Annotated in this window: 17 protein-coding genes and 3 pseudogenes; 1 reads left to right on the forward strand and 19 read right to left on the reverse strand. The window is 48.6% G+C overall.

Features of this window, described 5'->3' with window-relative positions:
* Positions 1-34: 34 nt before the first annotated feature.
* The 9 genes and pseudogenes from D3P09_RS07000 to D3P09_RS07035 form a co-directional block, all read right to left on the reverse strand.
* Positions 35-1,363 (reverse strand): response regulator transcription factor, encoded by a 1,329-nt coding sequence (locus tag D3P09_RS07000; protein WP_120108281.1) that lies wholly within the window; start codon positions 1,361-1,363, stop codon positions 35-37.
* Positions 1,364-1,399: 36 nt separating this feature from the next.
* Positions 1,400-3,235: a sensor histidine kinase gene (locus D3P09_RS07005; RefSeq protein ID WP_120108282.1), complete on the reverse strand. Its 1,836-nt coding sequence runs from the start codon at positions 3,233-3,235 to the stop codon at positions 1,400-1,402.
* A gap of 173 nt (positions 3,236-3,408) precedes the next feature.
* Positions 3,409-4,290: an alpha/beta fold hydrolase gene (locus D3P09_RS07010; protein ID WP_243643932.1), complete on the reverse strand. Its 882-nt coding sequence runs from the start codon at positions 4,288-4,290 to the stop codon at positions 3,409-3,411.
* Positions 4,287-4,946 carry a TetR/AcrR family transcriptional regulator gene (locus D3P09_RS07015; RefSeq protein WP_165867335.1) on the reverse strand — a complete coding sequence of 220 codons (660 nt, stop codon included), beginning with the start codon at positions 4,944-4,946 and terminating at the stop codon, positions 4,287-4,289. The genes D3P09_RS07010 and D3P09_RS07015 overlap by 4 nt, the downstream gene beginning before the upstream one ends.
* A 1,623-nt stretch (positions 4,947-6,569) precedes the next feature.
* Positions 6,570-12,521: a glycosyl hydrolase family 8 gene (locus D3P09_RS07020; protein ID WP_243643933.1), complete on the reverse strand. Its 5,952-nt coding sequence runs from the start codon at positions 12,519-12,521 to the stop codon at positions 6,570-6,572.
* Positions 12,522-12,577: 56 nt separating this feature from the next.
* Positions 12,578-13,078, reverse strand: coding sequence for a CBM96 family carbohydrate-binding protein (locus D3P09_RS28045; RefSeq protein ID WP_279387119.1), 501 nt, complete (start codon positions 13,076-13,078; stop codon positions 12,578-12,580).
* 30 nt (positions 13,079-13,108) lie between these two features.
* Positions 13,109-14,350, reverse strand: a pseudogene (locus D3P09_RS07025) (family 8 glycosyl hydrolase); the annotation flags it as partial.
* 130 nt (positions 14,351-14,480) lie between these two features.
* On the reverse strand, positions 14,481-15,488 hold the full coding sequence (locus D3P09_RS07030; protein ID WP_120108288.1) for a LacI family DNA-binding transcriptional regulator: 1,008 nt from the start codon (positions 15,486-15,488) through the stop codon (positions 14,481-14,483).
* Positions 15,489-15,586: 98 nt separating this feature from the next.
* Positions 15,587-17,497, reverse strand: a complete 1,911-nt coding sequence (locus D3P09_RS07035) for a glycosyl hydrolase family 8 (RefSeq protein WP_133304977.1) — start codon at positions 17,495-17,497, stop codon at positions 15,587-15,589.
* A gap of 406 nt (positions 17,498-17,903) precedes the next feature.
* Here D3P09_RS07035 and D3P09_RS07040 point away from each other — a divergent pair, with 406 nt between their 5' ends.
* Positions 17,904-18,857 carry an iron-hydroxamate ABC transporter substrate-binding protein gene (locus D3P09_RS07040; protein ID WP_120108291.1) on the forward strand — a complete coding sequence of 318 codons (954 nt, stop codon included), beginning with the start codon at positions 17,904-17,906 and terminating at the stop codon, positions 18,855-18,857.
* Between the two features lie 72 nt (positions 18,858-18,929).
* Here the strand turns inward: D3P09_RS07040 and D3P09_RS07045 are convergent, their stop codons facing one another.
* The 10 genes and pseudogenes from D3P09_RS07045 to D3P09_RS07095 all read right to left on the reverse strand — a co-directional run bounded on the left by D3P09_RS07045 (position 18,930) and on the right by D3P09_RS07095 (position 24,677).
* Complete coding sequence (locus tag D3P09_RS07045; RefSeq protein WP_120108293.1) at positions 18,930-19,310, reverse strand: hypothetical protein; 381 nt, start codon at positions 19,308-19,310, stop codon at positions 18,930-18,932.
* 296 nt (positions 19,311-19,606) lie between these two features.
* A complete protein-coding gene (locus D3P09_RS07050) occupies positions 19,607-20,059 on the reverse strand; it encodes a hypothetical protein (protein WP_133304978.1) in 453 nt (150 codons plus the stop codon).
* Positions 20,060-20,765: 706 nt separating this feature from the next.
* Entirely contained in the window at positions 20,766-21,065 is a 300-nt protein-coding gene (locus tag D3P09_RS07055) for an immunity 53 family protein (RefSeq protein ID WP_120108296.1), read from the reverse strand.
* Positions 21,066-21,359: 294 nt separating this feature from the next.
* Positions 21,360-21,728, reverse strand: coding sequence for a YxiF family protein (locus tag D3P09_RS07060; protein WP_120108298.1), 369 nt, complete (start codon positions 21,726-21,728; stop codon positions 21,360-21,362).
* A 273-nt stretch (positions 21,729-22,001) separates the two neighbouring features.
* The gene (locus D3P09_RS07065) at positions 22,002-22,214 is read right to left on the reverse strand and encodes a hypothetical protein (protein WP_120108300.1); all 213 of its coding nucleotides are present in this window, start codon (positions 22,212-22,214) and stop codon (positions 22,002-22,004) included.
* Positions 22,215-22,384: 170 nt separating this feature from the next.
* A pseudogene (locus D3P09_RS28050) lies at positions 22,385-22,468 on the reverse strand (HNH/endonuclease VII fold putative polymorphic toxin); the annotation flags it as partial.
* Between the two features lie 237 nt (positions 22,469-22,705).
* Complete coding sequence (locus D3P09_RS07080) at positions 22,706-23,008, reverse strand: immunity 53 family protein (RefSeq protein ID WP_243643934.1); 303 nt, start codon at positions 23,006-23,008, stop codon at positions 22,706-22,708.
* A 425-nt stretch (positions 23,009-23,433) separates the two neighbouring features.
* A pseudogene (locus D3P09_RS28470) lies at positions 23,434-23,640 on the reverse strand (hypothetical protein); the annotation flags it as partial.
* Between the two features lie 15 nt (positions 23,641-23,655).
* On the reverse strand, positions 23,656-24,003 hold the full coding sequence (locus tag D3P09_RS07090; protein WP_120108303.1) for a suppressor of fused domain protein: 348 nt from the start codon (positions 24,001-24,003) through the stop codon (positions 23,656-23,658).
* Between the two features lie 191 nt (positions 24,004-24,194).
* A complete protein-coding gene (locus tag D3P09_RS07095; RefSeq protein ID WP_120108615.1) occupies positions 24,195-24,677 on the reverse strand; it encodes a hypothetical protein in 483 nt (160 codons plus the stop codon).
* Positions 24,678-24,687 lie beyond the last annotated feature (10 nt).

Genomic DNA, 24,687 nt, shown 5'->3' on the forward strand with positions numbered 1-24,687 from the left:
AACATGTGCATATCTATTCGGATGATAGGCAATCTTACTTTTTCATCTCGCTTGGGCTGATTCCGAAATATTTTTTGAATATTTTGCTAAAGTGCTCCGGCGATTCGTAGCCGACCTGCTCGGATATTTCATAGCGGCGCAGGTCCGTATTCAGGATGAGCCGCTTGCTCTCCTCCATTCTCAGCTTAATGACGTATTCCCATAGATTGTAGCCCGTTTTTTTCTTGAACAAATAGCTTAAGTAATTGGGGCTGACATGGTTTTTTTGCGCAATCTCATTCAAGGTAAGCCCCTTCTGGGCATAGTTCTGATGAATGTACTTGCTGGAGCGCTCCACAATCATATTGTTCTGCGCGGCGATCTCGTCCTCCGTCGGCTCTTCCTCCGTCTGCACGCCCCACTTGAAATCGCCGTAGTAGAACACGTAATGATCCTTGTACTCGCTGCTCCACTGGATCGCCTTGTCCGCTTGCGCATGCACCTCGCCCAGAAAATCGCTGCCCTTCAAAATTTGGCTGATGCCGACGACGGCATGGAAGCCCAGAAACTTATGAACGTTGAAGTGAAGGCTCCTGCCGATCATCTCCAGCTGATTGACTTTGTCCACGCTGGAGTCGCCATAACGCTCCTCATTCCATTGGATGACAATGCAGATCGCCTGATCCGGCGAATAGAAGGACTGATGGTCCCATTCCGCGTCCAGCAGCTCATTGGATATGTTAAGCGCCGCATATTGAAGCAGCAGCTCGTCTCTCTCCGACAGCGCGCGGCTGTCGGAAGCAAGGTCCAGCTTCATTTTTACAACCGCAAAATAAGGCCCTTCGATATTCGTCTCATATTGCTTCCTCAGCTCTTCGATAACAGCTTCGCGGTCACGCGTATCCGCGGCCAGCATCCGGTTCATTAGCGTAGTCCGGCCCGGCAGCGGCTCCTGCATATGGAAGTGCTCCCTGAGGTCCGACATCAGCTCATCCTGGTCGCGCACCGTCTTATCCATATGAAGCAGCACATGCCGCACGGAGCTCATGAACTGCTCGCTATTCAGCGGCTTGATCAAATAATCCCGGGCCCCCAGCCGGATTGCAAGCTGCGCATACTGGAAGGTTTCATGAGCGGATATGACAATAACCTGCACCCATGGCTTGATGATTTTCGCCTGCTGCATCAGCTCGATGCCGCTCATTGAACCCATTTGAATATCGGTAACGAGCAAATCTATATTTTCCAAACGCAAATAATCCAGCGCTTCATAGCCGCTGTGGGCATTGTAGATATGGCTGATATTAATGCCGGATGAGGATAGAAGCGCGGTCAATCCTTCGCAAATAAGCGGCTCGTCATCCACAATAAGAATGTTGTACATCGTCTTCCTCCCTTTCCTGCACGATCTGTATGGAACTTAAGCTAGCGGCTCTTCATAAGTCGCCGGCAATATGATGATAGCCGCCGTGCCGTCTTCCTCCCGCTTTCGGTAGCTGAGACCGAACATATTGCCGAAGTGAAGCTGGATGCGCTGATGGATATTGCGGATGCCATATCCCAGTCTATGGTCAGCCTTCTCATCATTCAGCAGCTGGTCGATCGCGACAATGTTGGCTTCCTTATAGCCGTTGTCCTCCACCTTGATTGTCACCCGCTCGCCTTCCAGCGCCGCCGATATCCGAATCTCGCCATCGTCGCCCATCAGCTTCACGCCGTGGATAATCGCATTTTCGATCAGGGGCTGCAATGAAATTTTTGGAATGCGAATCATCTTGACTGAATCCGGTATATTCCAAATCACCTTGAACTCGTAAGAGTAGCGCATCTGCTGAAGATTGACATACGCATTGGCATGCTCAAGCTCCTCTTCCAGCCGAATGAGCTCACGCCCCCTGCTAAGGCCAATCTTCATCAGCTTCGACAGCTCCTTGATCATCTCCGCAGATTCCGTATTGCCCTCCAGCGTGCTCTTCCAATAGATGCTCTCGAGCGTGTTGTACAGCAAATGAGGATTAATCTGCTGATAGAGCAGCTGAAGCTGCGACTCCTTCGCCTTGAGGTCCATGTTGTATTTGTAATGAATCAGCGCGTTCAGCCTTCGCGCCATATCATACATAGCCGACATCAGAACGCCGACCTCGTCGCGCCGCCGCTTCGAAGGCGTCTCCGGCACAAGCTTGCCCGGCTCATACGTGCGTACGAATTGAGCCAGCTTCTGGAGCGGCGTCATCAGCGAGCGCCAGAAATAGACCATGATGACTGAGCCTAGCAGCATATAGGCCACAGTAATTAGCTGAATTATCCGCTTCAGCTCATTCTGCTGCTTGAGCAGCGATTGAACCGGAATCTGATAGACCAGCTTATGGCCGATCGCATCATTCTGGCTCGCAATATAGATGGAATCAGAGGTGATCATCTCATGGGTGCGGAACGGATCTTCCAGGAATGCTTCCTTCTTTGGGTTTCTTATACTCAGGCCATACAGTAAGTCTTCTGGCAGCTCCAGCAGCTTGCCATTCTGCCCTGGCACCGTCGAACTTAGGATGCGGTTGCCGGAATCGGCATACGAGATGACGCCGCCGGGCAGCGAGACGGAGCGAAGCGATTCGGCCAGCTTAATGTCCATCCGGGTCGCGATGAGCACACCCAGAAATTCCTTCCCATTATTCACATTGCCTACTGCCCGTATGTAAGCCAACGTATTGATTTTGGCAAGTCCAAAGTTGTATTCAATAATGTCCATATAACCCGAGCCCCGCTTGCTTATGGCATAATCAAACCAGGCCGGTTTGGTTTTATCAGAAAAAAAATAGACGCCCGTCTGCATAATTTGGCGCTTCGGCGCAAAAAAGTAGTAATCATTCGGATCATAAATATAAAGGGAATAATAGACGGCTTCGCCGCCATTGACAGGAATGGAATAGCTATTCAGCATGCGATCGACGCTATCGAATTTCCTGACCCGTTCAATTACCGCATCTTTGCCGCTTGGAACGAGTCTCTGCGTAGTGGGGTTCTGAATAATGGTGGCTGTCACCTTGTTGACCGTTTCGATATCCCGGTTAATGATAGTATGGTTCTGCTTGATCAGCTCGACATAGGCGTTGGTCACGTGATTCTTAAGCAAATTCTCTGCCTGATAATTGCCATACCAGTGCAGCAGAAACACAGGACTGACCATCCCCAGGAATAACAAGACGAGCTGCTGCTTCATGTTCAGCCTCGTAAGCGGGTTGATCGAATTTCCGCGCATGACGGCTCCTCCAGTTAGTCAAAGTCGTTCGAACGTCCTATATTCGTATAGGGTCATACATGTACTATAGCAAAAAAACAGCGCTTACAGTGTAGTTAATTCTACGCTCTTCCGCCCCTTGCGGGGTCCGAATCGTAGAAATACACCTAAGCGCTTAAATCCACCGTTTGAGCCTACTCCGTCAGAAATCGGAACATCTCCTCATGCACCGCTTCCGGCCGTTCATGATTAATGCCGTGCCCCGTCAACTCCATAATCCGGTGTGCGTATTGTCCCCGTCTGATCAAATCTGCTGCATGTTTAGTTACGACACGAAATTGGTCCCCCAGCAGAAAAAACAGCTTGTCCTTTACAGCCGCCCCCTGTGCCTCATCATACGTCTTCACCTTATGCGGGAACATCGCCCCCTGGTTATGCGACTTCATAAGCAGGACGAGATGATCCGCCAGCAGGGGATGCCGGTCGAATACATCCGATTGCGGCGCGATCAGCCTTCTGACGATGCGGTGCATGTTGCGCTCCGTAGGCGCCAGTATCTCAGGGAACATAAGCAGCAGCGTCGAGATCATGGCCTTGACCGGACTTGTCACAATCCCACCCTCCAGACACATTGTTCTCCTAATTCGCTCAGGATGCACAGTCGTATAATGATAGGCCATGTACGCGCCGTTGGATACCCCCGACATGAACACCCGTTCATAGCCGAAATGGTCCAAAATCCCGCTCAGCCATTCCGTCTGACGGAAGGCTCCTTTGACATACTGCTCGTTAGGCACGCTCTTGCCTGGCCCGCCAATCGTATCGACCGCGATGCAGAAGAAGCGCTGTGACAGCTCCTTCATATTAAGCGCCCACATGACTGCCGAGTTGTCGCCTACGCCATGCAGCAGCACGAGCGGCGGATTCGCCTTGTCCCCCGCAGTCAAGCAATGGGTAATCCCCCATCTGGATGGAACTTGATGTGACGCAGTCTCCACGCCCCACATCGCAATCAGCGCGTCATAGGATGCAAGCACCTTGCTGCGAGCCTGCTCGGATTTGAACACCTTCATCATTCAGCCTCTTCCTTTCCTGCATAGTATCGGAGCGGCCTCCTCATAAACGCTAGAACCACATTCGCGTCCGGGAACGGAAGCTCGCTTGTTGTCTGTATGCGTGAGATGCCAAGCCCTTGGATGAACGAGAAATAGGCGATCGCCAGCATAAGCGGATCGCCCTCCGCAATCTCCCCCATCCGCTGCCCTTCGATCACCATCGGCACAAAATGCTTGAACGGCTCGCCCATCTTCGCCTTCGCGATCCGCTTCGCCTCTTCCGGGATGGCGTCCGCCGCAGCCGTCTGCAACAGATTCAGCCGCCAATGCTGCATGGCAAGGCTGTCAGGCGCAAGGAACGCCTCCGTCAGCCAAGTAATCCGCTCCATCGGGGTTCCCTCCAGGCGGGATGCGAATTCCACCGCTTTGCCCGCTCCGTCCGCAGCTTGCTCTACGATTCGGGTGAAAATCTCATCCTTGGATTTGAAGTAATTGTAGACGTAGCCCTGGCTGAAGCCCGCACTCTCGGCAATATCTTTAATTTTGGTCCCCGCAAAGCCTTTGCGCGAGAACACATCAACTGCATGCAGCATAATTTGGCGGACGCCATGCTCCTTGGCGCCTTCCTCGAAGCTGAGCTGAAAAAACTGCTGAAGCTGCTCGCTTTGAATAGACATAGAGATGCTCCTCTCATCGGGTATGGATCTTAGCCACTGATGATAGATAGAAGATAGATAGAAGATAGAGAATTGTGAATGAACGTTCATTCATATTCTACTATAATATGGATGGTGATTTCTAGAACTATTTTCCTTTCAACATCTAACACCTCTATCGGCTAGTATTTCATATGTGCCTTGATCACTTTCCACCAACAAGAATCTGGGCTGTCCCATAAGGGACGTAAAAGATACGTCATGCACCCAACTCGCTCGTCTAAGCTCGCCTCACGTTGCTACTCGACTTTTTCCCCCATTTCGCTCGTCTAAGCTCGTCTCACGTTGCTATTTCGGCTTTTTCACCCATTTCGCGCTTCTAAGCTCGCCTCACGTTGCTATTTCGGCTTTTACACCCAATTCGCTCGTCTAAGCTCGTCTCACGTTGTTATTTCGGCTTTTTCACACCTTTCGCTCGCCTCACGTTGTTATTTCGGCTTTTTCACCCAATTCGCACGTCTAAGCTCGCCTCACGTTGCTATTTCGGCTTTTTCACACATTTCGCCCGTCTAAGCTCGCCTCACGTTGCTATTTCGGCTTTTTCACACATTTCGCCCGTCTAAGCTCGCCTCACGTTGCTATTTCGGCTTTTACACCCAATTCGCTCGTCTAAGCTCGCCTCACGTTGCTATTTCGACTTTTTCACACATTTCGCTCGTCTAAGCTCGTCTCACGTTGCTATTTCGGCTTTTTCACACATTTCGTGCTTCTAAGCTCGCCTCACGTTGCTATTTCGGCTTTTTCCCCCAATTCGCTCGTCTAAGCTCGCCTCACGTTGCTATTTCGGCTTTTTCACCCCTTTCGCTCGTCTAAGCTCGCCTCACGTTGTTATTTCGGCTTTTTCACCCAATTCGCACGTCTAAGCTCGCCTCACGTTGCTATTTCGGCTTTTTCACACATTTCGCGCTTCTAAGCTCGCCTCACGTTGTTATTTCGGCTTTTTCACCCAATTCGCACGTCTAAGCTCGCCTCACGTTGCTATTTCGGCTTTTTCACACATTTCGCGCTTCTAAGCTCGCCTCACGTTGCTATTTCGGCTTTTTCACCCATTTCGTGCTTCTAAGCTCGCCTCACGTTGCTATTTCGGCTTTCCCCCCCAATTCGCCCGTCTAAGCTCGCCTCACGTTGCTATTTCGGCTTTCCCCGCCCATTTCGCATCTAAGCACGCCTTACGCTACTATTTCAGCTTTCCCCACCCATTTCGCACGTCTAAGCACGCCAACAACCATGATTAGTGTAAAAACCGCTAACTTTGTTCAGACAACGTAGGTGGGATTTTATAAATAAATATGGACTTGACCCAACTCGCGCGCTCTAAGCTCACTTTTTCGGCTTACAGCTCAGCTAGCCGCTCGAACGCACTCTCTAGCCGAGTTTCTAAGCTTGCAACTTAGCTTGCCTCACGGCTCACATTAGGCCGTCCCAAAAGGTACCGTTAGATGACGGAGAGACGCCCCTTCTTACGATTCACCGTGCGTGGCATAACTAGCACAACTAGCACCACTATCCGCTTATGGGACTTTCCCCTCCATTTCAACAAGAAAGGCCGGTGTCTCATGACACCGGCCTCGCTTTCCGAGCGAATTATTTCTTATTAAGCAGGTCGAATACTTTCAAAATGACCTTCGCCGCTTCTGCTCTTGTTGATTTGTCATTAGCGGCAAAAATGCCGCTGCCCTTCCCTTCCATAATGCCTTGCTTCTGCATCGCATCAATCGCCCACTTCGCCCAGCTTGGCATGCTGGCATCATCGGCAAATGTGGTTTGCGCATTCCCCTGCTCCGCCGCGTTCAGCGCCCTGCCGAGCATGACAGCCATCTCGGCGCGCGAGATGAGCGCCTTCGGACGGAAGGTGCCGTCCTCGTAGCCTCTGATAATGCCGGCCTTCACCGCAAGCTGAACGGATTCCTTGGCCCAGCCGCTGACAGCAGCTTCATCCGTCAATACTGGCGCCGCTTGCTCATTCTTAAGACCCAGCGCCTTCACAATCAAATGGGCGAACTCCTCTCTCGTCACTTGCCCATTCGGACGGAACGAACCGTCTGGATAACCCGTGATCAAGCCAAGCGCTACCGCCCGTTCAATCGTCCCCTTCGCCCAATGTCCGCCAATATCGCTCAGGACAGGCGCGGTCGGATCAACCGGATTTGCCGGACCTTCAACTCCCTCGCCCGGACCAGCTTCCTCGCCCGCTTCCTCACCCGTTTCTGAGCCCGGATCCGGATCAATACTTGCAGCAGGCGTCGCAACAAGACGCAGGTTGCTGGCCTTCGATTGATTGCCTGCGGCATCATAGGCGATAACCATATACGCGGATTGCGTGTTCGGTTTCAGCCCTGTATCCCTGAACCTCGTATCGGTTGACGTCGCAATCTCCACGCCATCACGGTAAATTTTGTAGCCCGCTACGCCATGATTGTCCGTGGACGGTAGCCATCTCAGCTCAATGGATGAAGATGAAATCGCTCTGGCATAATCAATCACCGCTGCCGTCGGAGCTTCGGTATCCACGAACGCTGGCGTCCACCAGTTGCCGGATACCACGATCATGCTGAGCAGACGAATGTTGTTGCCAAAGTACACGTTATCTTCCGTGGAAGGAGCCGCGTTGAAATCCCACAAGTCATTCAGCCACTTCTGATTGGATGCGTCCACCATCGCCCCTACCATGAATGGTGCCGTGAAGGTCAGATCCGACCAATCCCCAAGCACTTTCGTACCATCCAACGTGTACCCGCTCTTGATATTGGATGGCTTGCCGCCTGATGTCGCGCGAATCCAGTCCGTCATCTTGTTCAGTTGATCCTTGGCTCTTCCCTCGCCTGTAATCAGGAAGTCCGTGCCTAGGCGCCAAGGCGTCCGTGCAGAGTTGTAGTAATAATCGCCGTCATTATCAGATTCCAGAAACATAGGCGGAGCCGGAATGAAAGGTTCGCCATTGCGAATGACGAAGTCCGGTATCAGACCTGTCGTCTTGCTGTTCCTTTGGTACAACTCGTCCAGGATGCTGTATGTGCTGTCGATGACTCGATCCCAGCGCTTGTCGCCTGTTACCGTTCGGAAATCCTTCAAGTGCTGCAGCATCCAGTCGGATGGCCGGGTCGCGCTGCTCCACTTGCCGGAGGTCGACCAATCTCCCAGGCGCAGCGTCCAATCGGACTTGTTCACTTCGCTGTCCATAATAGCGTTGATCAGCGTTTTCGCTTCTTGAAGGTAATTGATATGGCCGTCGCTGCCCCACTGGCTATGGGCCAGCAACAAGGCATATGCGATATCCATATCCCCGTCAGTAGCCGCATTCACGCCGCTGACGCTTATGATCGCCGAGCCAGTATCACCTTGCTTCCACGCCATCAGAGCAGGATTAAGCTGACTCGGATAGGCCTTAAAGTAGCGGAACATGGCGTCAAAGTCCGCCTTTGTATCCTCATCTCCATGAGCCATCAATGCAAGGATCAGCATGCCATAGCCATGGGCCTCCGATACTGTGACCGGCATGTAAGAAATGCCGCCTTCATCGCCTGGCTCAACATCGCTGCCATCCGCATACCATACATATTTTTGCGTCTCCGCCGCAGTATACGGGTTGGTTTTCAAATATTTCGCTTTCCATTCCTGGAACAGCTTCAGCACAGTCGCGTCCATCTGCTCCTGCGTTACATGGTTCGGCTTGATGCTGCCTCCCGCATAGGCTGTATGCTGAGGGAACGGCTTGAATGGCCCTTCTCCCTCTGCCCCGGCTAATGTCACGATGACAAGAATATTGCTCGCAAGCGATTCAATATTTTCCGGACTGAAGGCTTTTACGCTATAACGATAGCTCTCGCCTGGCGTCAGGCCCGTATCGATATAGGAAGTCGCGTTCCCCGCTACGGTTGCGATCTTGACCGAATCCCGATATACATAGTATCCGCTGACGCCTGCATCGCCAGGCGATGCGGTCCAAGACAGATTGGCCTGAAACTCCGACACCGCCTTCCCCTTCAGTCCGGCAGGCGCGGATGGCGGCTCCAGGTTGACAGGGCCTTCGATCGTCGTGACCTCGACCGCGTCAGAGTTCATTCTTGTTCCGACGGCTTTGACAATGAAGTCGTATTTTTTAGCCGGGTTAATTCCCTTCACTTCAAGGCTGTACGACTTCTGGCCTGCTTTCACAGGAATGTACTGGCTCCAGTGCGTCATCACTTTATCGTTTTTCTCGTAGATTCGGAACCCTCTGACCGGCTCATCGCTCGCCGACGGCGAATCCCAGGTCAGCTTGGCGTTGGTGCCGTCAACCGCCACCTTTACCGATTCCGGCGCTGCAGGCTTCCCATCCGTTCTCTTAATGCCGTACTTATCGTATTCGATCAAGCCATTGCCCACAGTGCCTGTTTTCCCTTCGTCTGCAACGGCTGCTGTATACGACTTGAAGGACAGCACCTCTTGCGTGATCGAGACATCGGTGAACATCTTTTTGGAAGGCTGATCATTCACATCCGCGAAGAAGTGGTCGTACGGGATTGGATTTCCGTTTTCGTCCAGCTTCACAATCGCCTCCCAGTTCTCGTCGAACTCGTGCAAAAATTCCGCCTTCTGATAAAACTTGTTGCCTAGCGCATTCGGCATCAGATAGATCGTTCCCTTTGGGTTGACCGCGTTGCCGTCCGAGTCGAACGTCAGCTCAGAACGCGGCACGACTTCGTTGCCGTACATCTGAAAGGAACGCATATACATATGGTCATGCGCCTCAAACACCATATCGATGCCAAGCTCATCGAATACCGGGATCAGATGCTGGCGGTAAAATTGTACGCGGGCATCCTCGTACTTCGCTGAATTATCGCCGGAGGCGTATGGGCTCTTATGGAAGGTGACGAATTTCCATTTCTTATCCGACTTCGCTACCGTGTTGCGCATCCAATCCAGCTGAGCCCGGAACTCGGGATCTTCCCATGCAATGCTTTTGCCATCGGAATCGAGCCCGCCCTCAAATTGCGAATTGAATACCATATACAAGGCATCGCCGTATTCGAACGAATAGACGGAGCCCTCATGCGTGCCCTCGACAACCTGCCGCGGCACATTGAAGTGATGGTAGAAGTTATTGCTGTCCGTCGTCACATCGCCGTCATAGTCGTTAACCTCATGTCCGCCAAGCACTGGCACATACGGCACCTTGAGCAGAGTATCCTCGGCAACGCTCAGCATCCACTGCCACTGCGTCTCCAGATCGCCGTTGTCTACCAGGTCTCCGGCTACGATAATGAACTTCGGATCGCCGATGAAATCTGCGGCTTTCTTGAACGTATCGGCCCAAGGCTCAAAGTTGGCCCGCGTGGATGCTTGCGAATCCGCGCCGACAATGAACCGGTAATCCTGATGCTCGGCCGCATCCGTCGTGAAGGTTCCAATCTTGCTCCAGGAGTCCGCTTCGCCGTTGCCAAGACGGAATTTGTAGGTCGTCCCAGGCTTGAGGCCGTCCGCTATAGCTTTATGGCTGTAGAATGTCGTCTTCTTGTTGGATGCGCGATCAGCCGCAATCATAAAGGTTGCTACGGTATCTTCCGTTCCTTCGAATACAAACGTGCCGTCCGCAGGGAAGCTGCCGCCGATAACCTTGCTTGCTTCAACTACCTCGGCTACGGTGCCCGTCGATGAATCCGTATACCAGGCAAATCCGATGCTGGTGCGCGGATCGCCGTTGAACGACATCGTCACAAGCTTTGGCTTATATGGTGACTCCTTCACCTGGAAGCTCCATACATAATCTTGGTTCAGCAGGACGCCGTCAGCTCCCTTAATCATCACCTTGGGAACCGTAACGGTATATGTCTCGCCGTAAGTGAGCGCAGACGGGTTAATAACCAGCGTATCTCGCTTGGTACTGTCAACCGCAGCGGCTAAGTCCTTCTCTGCCGCCTGTCTGGAATCCTCTATGCGTACCTGACCATTCCCAGTCAGCGCAATCTCTTTGCTGAATTGCACGCGAAGAGATGACTTCGGATCGACATTAATTGCCCCATTCGCCGGTGCGGAGAGAATGGCAATCGTCGGAATGACGATTTCTCCGCCGTTCGGTTCTCCCTTGACCGCAACGCCGCTTATGTAACTGGAGCCCGATGCCCCCACTGCCGCATTGCTCGCCGTATTGGTCGGTGTCGTAGACGTGACGATCCAGCGAACATAAAGCATATCGAGATCATCCGCCTCAGCCGGCAGCGGCTGCTCGATGAGCTGAGCCGTCGCGGCATAGCTGCCATTCACAAGCTTAAGCTGCGTCTGCGGCACATCCTTCCACTCCGTACCATTCGCACTGTACTGCAATTTAAAGTCCGCAGGTCCCGATCCGGACGAGCGCTGCTTGGATGACACAGTAATGCCTTCATAACCCTTGGTCGGGAGGGCCATCATCCAATACTTCGACCCGGTTCCATTGTCCCAGCCCTGATATTGCACGCTTTTCTCCGAGGATGAATGGGTCACTGTCTCGTAGCTAGGGCCGCCAACAGCACGAAGTGTTGCTGCGCTGCTATATATGCCGTCGGTAGATTTATGGATGCCCATTTTGCCTTCCTCGGCACTAAAGCTGGCCCAGGCAGCGAGCGTCTCCGCCGTCTCATCCTTTGTCATCACAACGATTGGAGCGCTTTTGTCCGACTCGTTATGGCTGGTATCATATGCGCTAATTTCATATGAATAAGAGGTCATCGGCTTCAAGCCTGAATCCGTATACGTCGTACCGGAGGCATCCCCTACCTTCACATTGTCACGATAAATGAAGTAACCGGCTACGGCTTCATTATCTGCAGAGGCATCCCACGAAAGAGCAATTGACTGATGCGACAAGGCCGCCCCTCGCCCATTAGCCGGCACGGATGGCGGCTCTTCGTCAATGACAGCGCCATCGACAAGCGTTCCCTTGAACACGACATCATGCAGCGTGCTGACGCCCCATTCCCCAATTGCCCCTCGCTCTGGATTAGCTACATTCGTGGACGAAATGACCCAGCGAACATAGATCTGCTCCTGATCATTCAGAAAATCAGGCAGCGGTTCATCGACCAGCTTGCACTTGTCGCTAGAGCACGTACTGGTCGGCGGCAATTCCAAATCCTTGATTTTAGTCCAATTTGCCTTATCCTTGCTTACCTCCACCGCAAAATCTTTTGGCCCGGAATTGCCCGAGCGCTGCCATGAGGACAACGTCAGATTTTCGAAATTTTTGGTCGACACGGTCGCCAGCCAATACTTGGTTCCGATCCCGTCACGCCACTCCACATAGCCTGGTTGTAACGGATCATATTTGGTTCCGCCTGTAATGGTCATCTGTGCATCTAAGCGGTTCACACCTCCGCTTGCCGTGCGGACCGAGACGGCGTCAAGCGCCGCCCCTGACCATTCTGCTATCGTATATGTTTCATCCGCGGCAGACGCTGCATAAGCTCGATTCGGTCCGAAGCCAGCGCCGCCAATCGTTCCTGCGATCATAATGAACACCATGAGGATAGCGATTGCGCGTGATACGCGATTAGCGGATTCCTTGGATAGAAACAATATGATTCCTCCCCACCTAATGACGTTGAATTGCTGTCAGGCGCGATCCCGGCTCACTAGCCGCCATTAATGAGAAGTACCGGCCGTTTGGAAGCTGTGGCGTTTTCTTTGGTTGCCAGAACGGCTCCGGCGTCATGGTCAATCCCCACTATACGGAAGGAGAGCGTATCGCTCGATTGCGAATTCACGAACGAAGTCACATCCAGATAGATGTAGCCCGCTGTGCCCGTTGCTGTAGCGGAGCCTTGGGAAACGCCCGCTTCCGTCGGCTGATTCGCATAGGTGATCGTTGCTTCAGACCATGTGTTGTTATAAATGCCTAATGCCCGAATCGGAACGGAGGTTGCGTTGCTATGGATGCTGTCCACATAAAGCCTGATTTTGGCCGATGTAATCGGACCGGTCACGGATGATTTGATAAACTTCAGATAGCCTTGTCTTGCAAAAGAGAGATTCGGATCGTTTTTCTTCACCGTCATTGTCGTTTCTGTGCTGTAATTGATCGTGCTATATGTGCCGCCTCTCACATAGGTGTCAGATACGACAGGCAGGGTCACACCCCCAGTGGAACCGCCGCCCTGCGCTGTAGGCTTCCACCAGTTGCCTGAGATGTAGAGCAGATTCAGCATGTTATACGAGTCGCTGAAATAGCTGGATTTCGCGTTTTTCATATAATCCCAGCCTGCGTTCACCCAAGCCTGATTGCCGCTGCTTGCCGTAGCGCCGGAGATGAATGGGGAAGTAAATACAGCGGAGCTGTATGTGTTAAGCGCGGTGCCGCTAAGCGAGTAGCCCGCTTTTACATTGGATGGATTATTGCTTGTAGCTCCTTTGATCCATGTCGACATTTTGTCCACGATCGTCTTGCCGCGAGTCTCGCCGTACATCGCATAGTCCATCACCATTCTGAGCGGCACGCGCGCCGCGTTGTAGTAATACTGGTTCGTCTGCTGGAATTCATTCAGATACCATTCCGGTGCAGGCTGTGCCGGAGTATTGACGATAAAGTCCGAGATCAGACCGGTTGTCGGCGCGTAATTGTTGCTCACTTGGGAATACGCCGTATAAAGCGCGTTGATGACATTCAGCCACGTATTGTCTCCGGTCACTTCGTGGAAGGCGCGCAGATGGCTCATCATCCAGTCGGACGGGCGGGAATTATGCGCAGACTTGGAATCCCAGTCTCCCAGATTCAACCGATTGTTGTTCGTAACGTTGCTCGATTTGATGGCATTGATCATCTTGGTCGCTTCTTGCAGGTAGTTGATCGTACCGCCGGAGCCCCATTGGTTATGGGCCAGAATAAGCGAATATGCAATGTCCAGATCGCCGTCCGTTGCGGAGCTGAAGCTGCCCTGCGCATTGACATGGTCGGCTACGACCCAGCCCATCAGATTGGAGTTAACGGAGCTTTTGAACGCTCTTGCCGTCTTGAACAATCCGTCGAAGATGGTTTTGGCATTAGGGTCATGGCCGGCCATCAGGACGGTAATAATCATGCCGTAGCCTTGTCCCTCCGAAGTGCCGAGCGCTACAAAGCCGCCTGGATCGCCTGTAATTTCACCCTTGACGTAGTAGCCTCCCGGCAGGGAAGACAGATTGTTTTTCAGATACTTTCCTTTCCAATAGTCATAATAGGATGCGACTGCTGTGTTCATAGCTGCCTGTGTCACATGATTAGGCTTGATAATGCCGGAGTAGGATACCTGTTGAGGAAATGGTCGCGCCTCGCCCGCTCCATATGCTGTATCTAATAGTAATGATTGCGTTTTCATTAAAGTCAAGAGCAAAGCCATTACAAGGCTTATCATCATGACTTTCTTCATCATTTTGCCTTTTCCCAAGTCTTTCCCGCAATTAGCCAGATTCGTGTTCATCACGACACCTCCAACGGTTATATGAGACTTGAAGAAGAAACCGAGCAAGCCTTGCTCATCGCTATGCTATTCCTTACGCTCTTTACGGACGGTTCAGCCTTCTTGTCGACTCCCTGACAATCAGCTCCGGCTGAAGCTTGATATGCTCTGCACCATCTTGAGTATGCTCTTCCTTGCTCCCGATCTGCTTGAGCAGCAGCTCAATGGCCTGGGCGCCGATCGATTCGACAGGCTGGCGTACGGTTGTAAGCCAAGGCCTCAGCTGAGTGGCGAACAACTGGTCATCGTATCCCACTACCGACACATCGTCGGGGATGCGAAGCCCGTTGTTCTTCAGCGCGTCCATCACGCCGAATGCCATCATATCGTCGCCTGCGAAGACAGCCGTTGGCAGGCTTCCCGTCTGCAGCCATCGCTCTGCAATGTCATAGCCCGACGGAATATCGAAGTTGCCTTGTTCGATCCAAGGCTCCAAGCCCGCTTCCGACATAGCTGCCTTATAGCCGCGAACCCTCTCCTTGCTGCTGAGAAAAGAATCAGAGCCGCAGATATGGGCGATAGAGACATGACCAAGCTCAATCAGATGCTTCGTCGCCTCGTAGCCACCGCGGAAGTTGTCCACTTGTACGGAAGGCGCGAGCGAATGCTCCTGCTGATTGTCGACAAGCACGTAAGGGATATTTTTGCGTGTCAATTCTTGCTCGTATCTCTCTTCGTTAATCGGGGACAGCACGATTACGCCGTCTACCCGATCCTCTTGAAATATAGCATTATGCATATCATTCTCATCTTCTTGCGAGATGAAGAGCGCCAGCAAGTAGTGATGCTCCGCCATCTTGTCGTTAATCTCCTTCACCACCGCATCGAGGAAAGAGTCGTTCAGCGTCATAATGGCAATACCGATTACGCCAGTCTTTCCCCGTGCGAGGCTGCGGGCGGCGGCGCTGGGCGAATAGCCAAGCTCCTTCATCGCCTGAAGCACCTTTTGCCGATTCTTCTCCCGCACCGTTCCCGCATTATTAATGACCCGTGACACCGTCACAACCGACAGTCCCGATTTGCGTGCCACGTCGAATATGTTCACTTTCATCCGTGCTTCTCTCCTTGCGATAGTACCGCGTATCTCTTAACGATATCACATTTTGAGCGAAGTTGGCAGTCCTGCTGCCCACGGATCGAATCGATGTCCTAAGCGCCCGCTAGCGTTCTCAGCAGTGAAATCGCTTCTGCGCGGGTAAGCGCAGCATCCGGTCCGAACGGCTTCGATTGCGGCTGGAAGAAGGCAACGCCCGCTTCGCCAAGCGCCAGAATCGATGGTTTGGCCCATGCAGGTATAGCGGCATCATCCGAGAAGCCTGTTGCAGCGGCTTCAGAAGACAGCTCCAGCTTCTTCGCAGATGCGAGCACGACAGCCGCTTCCGCTCTGGTCAGCTTCTGCGCCGGCAGGAACTCAGAGCCAAAGAGTCCGTTCGCAATGCCAGCTTCTACGAGCTGCGCCACATAACGGCTCGCCCAAGGCGCGATTGAAGCTTTGTCCTCGAATGGCAGCGCCGCTCCATTGCCCGCAAGCTTCAGCGTCTTCGCCAGCATGACGGAGAATTCAGCACGGGATACGCCTTCATCCGGTCTGAATGTTCCGTTCGGGTAGCCATTCACAATTCCCTCTGCAAGCGATTTCACGATATCCGATTCAGCCGCATGGCCTGCAATATCCGTAGAAGCGATGCCTGTTGGCGACCACCAGTTGCCGGATACCACGATCATGCTAAGGAGACGGATCGAGTTGCCATAATAATATCTCCATTCCAGCGCTACAGAGTTCGCTTCCTCTGTATGGTAGTCCCACAGATCGTTCAGCCACTGCTGATTGCTCTTGTCGATCATCGCGCTGACCATGAGCGGAGCCGTAAATTCAAGGCCGCCATCCCACTCGCTCAGCTTCTTCTCGCCGTCAAGCGAATAGCCGGACCATACTTCGTATGGCGCGTTATGCTTGCCCGATACAAAAGCATTCAGCGTAGACAATTGATCATACGCTCTCTTATCGCCCGTCAGCAGGAAGTCGGAGGAAATCCGCCAAGGTGTACGGCAAGAGTTGTAGTTGTACGCGCCGTCATGTTCCGACTCCAGGAAATTTCCGCTTTCCGACGTCCACTTGAATTCCGATACCGGCTTGTATTTGCCGTCCGCATCGCGGTAGACGAAGTCCGGCAGCAAGCCTGTCTTCGGACTGTACGTTTTGTGCACGTCATCCACAATGCCGTATGTCGTCTCGATCACGTTCAACCAGCGCTTATCGCCAGTCGCCTTATAGAATTCCTTCAAGTGCTGCAGCATGAAGTCCGAAGGACGGGAAGCAGGCTTGAAGCTTGGCTCGCTGTCGGAGATTGGAACCCAATCGCCCAGCTGCAGGTGGAAGTGCTCCGGATGAACTTCGCTCTCCATAATCGCGTTAATCACTTTGACCGCTTCGCCTTTGTAATTGATTGCGCCTGCGCTGCCCCATTGCTTGTCAGCCAGCAGCAGCGCATAAGCGATGTCCATATCTCCGTCAATAGCGGAATCAGTGCCGTTGACATCGATGATCTTGCCGTCCCTGTCGGCTTGCTGCCAAGCCATCAGATCAGGGTGCAGCTCGCTCGGATGTGCGCGGAAAAAGCGGTACATGCCGTCAAAGATTTTTTTTGCTTCCGGATCATGTCCGGCCATTAGCGCTGTAATCATCATGCCATAGCCATGTGCTTCAGATACGGTAATGGCATCCCCGCTCCAGCCTCCGTCGTTGTACCAGATATAATACTGGCTGTCATTGTACGGATTTTTCTTAATGTATTTCAGCTTATACTGGTCATACAGCAATGCAACCTCTGCATCCATCTGCTTCTGGGTCACATGGCTCGGCTTGATGCTGCCTTCCGCATAGCTCATATGCTGAGGGAAGGGTCTAAGCGGCTGTTCCGACTCGCCCGCGCCGCCTGCTGCGCCTGCGGCATGCCCGATCGGAGCCAAGGTAAGAGATAAGACCAGGGCAACGACCAGCACCATGATGGAGATAATCGCCACCGGTGAGTAAGGCTTGTAGGAATCACGAATCTTCACGTTCATCATCACTGCCTTTCAGTAAATAGTTGAGAACTAAAAATTTAAGCGCTTTAACTTTCAATGTGCCAAACTCCCTTGCCTATTGTGCCACCCCCACTCCCTTCCCAATGAAAGCGCTTATACACGTATTGTAAAATTGTGCTATATGAAAGTCAACAAGAAAATTAAAGCGTTTAAACTTTTCGTTTAACTGGCACAATTTTCGGGGTGTTTTCAATACTATGGTGCGTCCATCCTGTTTATTCTAACGGCAACTGGCTTCTTCAATCAGCCCCTGCCTTCAAAGCTTCACATTTAAAGGGCATGATTTTGTTTGACAACATTATGTTGCATATGATTTAATATCCTATGCAACATAATGAGAATGACTATCATCATCAATAGAAAGGTTGGCGTTCCAACAATGAATCGAAAGTTACTTGCCCCATTTATACTTATCATGGTGCTGATCATCAGCGCCTGCGGAAGCAACAACAATACCGCGAACAATCCATCTCCGTCCCCAAGCCCGAGCGAATCGGCCGATGCCGGCAACAATGGCGCCAGCGGCACGATAACCTATCAATCCGAGCTTGGTCCGGTAGAAGTGCCTGCTAATCCGCAGCGTATCGTCGCGCTGTCCAGCGCACCGAATTTGCTCTCGCTTGGCGCTAAGCTCGTCGGGGTCGACGAGTGGACATACGGCAATCCCCTCTTCACCGAAATGCTGACAGACACGACTGTCGTGTCGGATACGAACCTGGAGAAGATTCTAGAGCTTGAGCCGGATCTGATCCTGGCTGGCGCTCAACTGAACAATATCAGCAAACTGCAGGAGATTGCTCCAACTGTCGTATACACATGGGGCAAAAATGATTATTTGACGCAACAGCTGGAAGTCGGCAAGCTCATCAACAAAGAAAAAGAAGCGCAAGCATGGATCGAAGATTTCTCCAAACGTGCTGAAGAGCTGGGCAAGAAAGTGAAAGAGAAAATCGGCGAAAATGCTACCGTATCGGTCATCGAAGTTGGCGACAACAAGACGTTCTACGTATTCGGCAACAACTTTGCACGCGGCACCGAGCTGATCTACCAAGCTATGGGGTTGAATATGCCTGAAAAAGTAAAACAAGACGCGCTTGAAAGCGGCTTGTTCACGCTATCGACTGAAGTACTGGACCAATATGCCGGCGACTGGATTATCCTGAGCCGCAACTCGAAGGCTGACGTTTCCTTCATGGAGATGGAGACGTGGAAGAACATCCCTGCAGTGAAGAACGGCCATGTGATCGAGATCGATACAGAAGCTTCGTCTTACAGCGATCCTACTACACTCGAAAACCTGTTTAAGATTTTTGAAGCAGGATTTTTGAAGTAATATATCACTCGCAAAAAGACCGGGATTGCCTAAGGCATCCCGGTCTTTTTCACTTATTCAAAGACAACAATTTCAATCTCTGCACATTAAATGATCAACCTCATAGCCAAGCTGACTAAGTATCCCTAGCCCATCATTAAACTCCAGCCTCGTTGTCTCGTTCCATCCGTTTTTCAACCCAAACATTACAAGCTTCTTAACTATTTTTGGGTAATTTAAGTTGAATTTTTCAAAAGTTTCAGTCTCTAAATTCTTCAAAGGAATCCCAACTAACAGGGGACTCCCCATAATGGGGTCATCCCATGTACAAAAGAGATATGAACAGGTGATGTTCTTCCGTTCCTTAAAAGAGATTACGAGAGAGATTTCGCTCATACCTTGATTATACTTTTCATTAATTACATAGGCGTATATAGTCTCGCCAATCGTAATTTCCCTTGTCTTTTTCTTCATGATTTATGCACCTTATCAGCCAAATTTCCTATAGATAACTAAAAATAACTGTCCCCAAAACACCCTCCCTCCAACTTTCCCAAATCCCTTCCCCACAAGGGTCACCGCCAATTCTTAGATAAAAATCCCTGTCCCAAAAACGCTGAGAAAAAGACCTGAAAACTGGAATAAAACTGGTTCAATTCTGAACGAAACCGAATAATAATTCGTGTCCCTGAAGGGGGAGGAAACCGCCTGAGGGTTCATTCGGCACTGGGTAGCCCTTCAAAATAGAAACCTTGAAAGGGCAAAGCTAGCTATAAATTAATTGCTAGAATCAAATTATCGGCTACTTCTTTGAGATTCCATTTGGAAAGCACAAAAAGTCCTTCATAAAACTGGTCTATTTGAACCTCCTTGCTAACAATTGTATCTTCCTCGATATTTTCTGAAGCACAAGATATAATAATTAACTTCAATGATTTAATATTAATCGCACTACAAAAATCAGTGATTTCTTCCCTAAGATTGACCAATTCGATTGGTGGATTTTCTTCTTCCTTCCAATCTTCAATTACACCTACAAATTCTTGGTCAAATAGCTCGATTACTTTTTCCTCAAGGAGTGGACTCAAATACGTTAGCTTCTTAATTGCTATTTCTTCTTTTAGTAAAACTTTCATTCCAAATTGAGCTACTTCGTTCTTCAATTCTGCTTCATCACAACTGAAAGTAAGGAACTGGGAGCAATCAAAAATCACATAAGACATGATACACCTCTCTCGGTTAAGGCCTATACTTCCCATTAATACGATAATCATAAAGTTGACTAACATCTTTCTTAGTTGGAGATGTTACTCCTCCATTTTTTTTACTCCCAACAGAACCTCTTATGTTTCCTGAACGGTCAACATTTCTTAGAGTTTGATGAACATGAGGGGATAGACTAAGTGCAGATCGCTAACATATCTTTTGAATTGCCCCCTGATTTTAATGCCGGCGCCAACAACAGCTCCTGCCACTGCTCCTACTGCTGCAGCAACAAAATTAAAGAAATATCCTGTAGGGTCATCATACATCACGGATTCATTTTAAACGTAAACATACAGATTCAAGCTAAGTGGATCATTAGGATCTCCATAGTGGATCCTCACTTATGAAGCGAGCAATACTGGAATCATCTAACGGACGTTTAAATAATAATGTCCTGTCTTACTGTCATATTGATAACCTGCATAGCGTATCGGGCTATCCATTTTACCCGTGCTTGTCGTTAACTGTCCCGCTGCATTAAAATACTTCGTCGAAGAAGCAGAGGTTTACCAAAACATCACCATAAGCGGTTCTCAACAGTCCCGTTGTGTCTCGTAAGCTGTAACATCGGCATGACCATGACCATCATTCATGTGTTATTGGTTAAATTATGGATCCATCCAACACTGGGTAGCCAAACAAGATTTCTCTAATTACTGATAACTAATTTCTCTCTATGCTTGAAGCCCACTGTCTGAAATAATTTAATATCTCTTCTAAATTCCCCACTCCCCCTGCACCATAGAACATTCCATCCCTAACTTCACAGTAATACCAATCTTCTTCATTTCTTTCATCATTAATTACTTCAAAATGCTCATTTTCAAGATAAGTCTCCACTAAATCGATCTTTACAGTCCAACCAGGATTGTCAATTGTATCAATTTTAACTCCATAAATATGTTCCCAATCGCCGTTACAGTTTTCAAAATACCAATTTTGAATCCACTTTAATATGTCCATCTTCATCGCCTTTTCTTTGGGATTTCATTCGGGTACGCCGCTCTAACTCCTCCAGGAATTGACTTACCATTTACATGTGACGTAGGAATTTCTTTACCTGTTAGCTTGTTATGATGACCTTTGGCTATTCCATCATAACGTTGATCCTTTTCAAAACCACTGGGATTTAATGAATTGACTCTATAAGTCTAATTTGAAACTTAATGAGCATTTGGATTTCTTTTTAGAACCGTATGGTTTCCTGTTGCTTTTTTGGTGCCTTGAAAGGCTTGAAGCCCTCCAAGGTAACTCGTATCAAACTCCCCACACTGTTTTTAAATAATTATGCTCTTCAAACTCAAAACAAATGCCGAAATTTATTTCAACTTGAAAAAGAACTATATCTTCACCATCCAGGAAGTCAATAATTTTCTCAAAATGAGTTGAGAACTCTTTAAAAGTGAATGTAATAGCCCCTGACTCAACATCTTGGTAATGTAATAGTACAACCCTCTCATTCTTTAAATGTTGATTTGACACAAGAATTGTCTTTAAATCACCAATTACTTCACCGATATTCTTTATCTGCTGTGTGTTACCACAATCCTGTACTAATCCATATACAATTGTTCTAGCAGTGATAGATTCATCCGAGCTCAAAAAATGTTCATCGGTCAAGGCCATACCCGTCTGCTCAAAAAACTACGAATCACCACTATTCTGGACTGTTTCATTTTGTTCAAGGACATGAGCCTCGCCAGCTTTTCTTTATTGGCTTCCATTTCTTCTGAGCCCTCCAAAGCCTTCTGAATAGTGACCTTGTATTCCAGGTATCCGTCACGTAACATCGCCTAATCATTTTACCATGTGTTTTAGTTGAATGATGAGTTCATTCGGCACGGGGTAGCCACACCAAAACTAAGCCCTGAAAGGCATGTAGCCATTCAGGGCAATTATTTAATTACAATAGCCAGTAACAGTTTGAACAAATCCTGCTTCAGCCTTAATTAGGATATTTGCCGTTCCAGTAATCTTAACTACAATTAAATCGGCTTCATCCTTGAAGATTTCAATATTTGCCTTGTAGTCTAATGAACCGGAATTCAGTGTAATCTCTTGAACAGCCGACAAGTCAATTCTAACAGCAACAGTATTATCGCCTAGTTCCACCCACTTCTTGGGTGGTCTTCGGCATAATAAGGCATATCAAAATTAACTGCAACAACACGTCCTTCATCATGGATGTTTACTTCAGAAATACGAACGTCCTTAAGTGCAGGCACTTGTTCATACAAACTTACTAGAAAGTAGTTTCTTTCCAGGACTTCATACCACACTTCTTAACCACCTCTCTTTTTAAATGGATAATGCTCCATCGTACCATCAACTTTTCCTGTTCGAGTATTACCAGCAGGTCTTACATTAAAATGTGGACCTTACTACTAGCTTTTCCTTTGAATCTTTTACTACATATACGAAGCAAAGAAACCATATTCAAACCCGGAAGTATTGGTTTTTGAACCAGTTCCTAAAGAGATTATCCAAGGACTAATATTTCCATCATACTACTTGTATTATTTTGTAATTAAATTAAACCAACTAAAAAGAAACCTTAAGAAGTTTACTCTATCAAGAGTTCCTTATTTAATGCGAGCATAGATCTAATTTCTGTCTTGACTTGAAGCCCATTGTCTAAAACAAGTCAATATTTCTTCTAAATTCCTTACTCCACCTGCACCATGAAATACTCCATCCCTGACTATACAGTAATACCAATCTTCTTCATCTCGTTCAACTTCTATTGAGTTAAATTTTTCATGTTCTAAATTTGTATCAATTATATTAATTTCAACAGACCAACCTGGATTATCTACAGTTTCGATCTTCACTCCAAAGTTATGTTCCCAATCACCGTTACAGTTTTCAAAATACCAATCTTGAAGCCATCTTAATACATCCAACATCTCTACCTCCGCTTCTTAGAATTTCATTTGGATTCGCCGCTCTAACGCCACCTGGAATTTACTTACTACTGACATGTGTTTAGGCACATTATGCTTCATTACCTAATAAATATCCTTGTATAAATTCATAGCGAATATCTGTGCTATACTCCTTTATAGCTCGCTTTACCTTTAGCTAAATAAATTTGAACGTGTGACCTCCAGAAGCCGTTTTAATATAATTGATAGACTTTCCTCTATTATATCTCTTAACATTTTTTGTACCCATTTATTTTGTATAGGATGATGAGATTAACCAAAACGATTAACATCAGTTAAGTATGATGTTGGTTGAATTATCTGTTCATTGGACATTGATAGCCCCTGACTAAAGAAAAGACCTTGAAAGGCATAAGCCCATCAAGGTCAACAATATTTTTGATCTCTTAAGTAATGATACTTGCACGTTTAAAATTAACTAAGTCAGGATCTATATTCACTAGCATATCCTCGAAATCTTCCCACCCATATTGTTTTATAAATTTCGCTTCATCAAAAGTAATGGGTACTAGCCACGCTTGAATTATCGATACATCACCAACACACTCAAATGTATGAAATGAATCTGGGAAATAAACCGGCATTGTAACATATAATGCTTCTAACTCCTAGCCTTCAAATAACGTTCCATATGGCCCTATAACATCTCCTCTTAGATAAGCATTATTAGTCTTCAATGCCTCTAGCCCCACTTGTTGGAGAATGCCGGGAATATTCTCATCCCCAAACGTTGAATATGAAACAAATATTAACTCTTGTCTAATCTGCTTTTTTGAAACTGACGATACTAATCTCTCGTTACTCAATCCTAAAGTTGAATAAGTAACTGTACCAGTAAAGGGCCCTTCACTATACTTCACTATTTGAAATGGCACTTCATTACCTTCACAATCTCCACTCCAACCATATTCAATCTGGCCTAAATGATCTTCCAAGAATTCAGGATAAGTTTTCACAAAAACTCATTTCCTCCATTTCTATTGCAGCTCGGACCAAAAATATTATAATCATAAGCGGTTATTCGCAGTCCAGTTGTGACTCTTAAGCTCGTGACATCACCATGAACATCATACCAAGTGTTATTGGTTCCACCCCCGCCAAAGAAAAAACCTTGAAAAGCTCGAAGCCAATCAAGGTTAGTATAGTGTCAATACATTTCTAATTCTTCCATTTGTTGCTGAGCAATTTTTCCAAAAGGTTCGTACAATACAGATATCTTCCTATGAAAGTCAGTGTCCTCCATTAGAAATATATCCTTTTCTAATTGACTGCTAATTGCATAAAACTCTTCACATTCAACAGACGCACCTTCGCCACCATCTGCCTCGTCCCCGGACTTCAACAACAATTCTTGAAGAGAGAATTTCCCTTCTAAATACATTAGATAATAATATCCAATTATTGCATCGCTAGAAGGAGTTCTATTTTTTACCTCGAACCTCTCTGAAATCAATAAATCACCAAGTGCGTTACTTAACATTTCAATACTATTGGCTAGCGAAATGTCATTCAACCACTCTTCAGCTATTGTTTGTTTTAGAATGCGTTGGTCAGCCCAATTTTGCCAGTCCTTTTTTTGGTAATAACCACTAAAAGATATTTCATAAAGATAGTGGGCGATTGGTATCATACTACCACCT

The sequence above is a fragment of the Paenibacillus pinisoli genome, assembly GCF_003605435.1.
Classification (GTDB): domain Bacteria; phylum Bacillota; class Bacilli; order Paenibacillales; family Paenibacillaceae; genus Pristimantibacillus; species Pristimantibacillus pinisoli.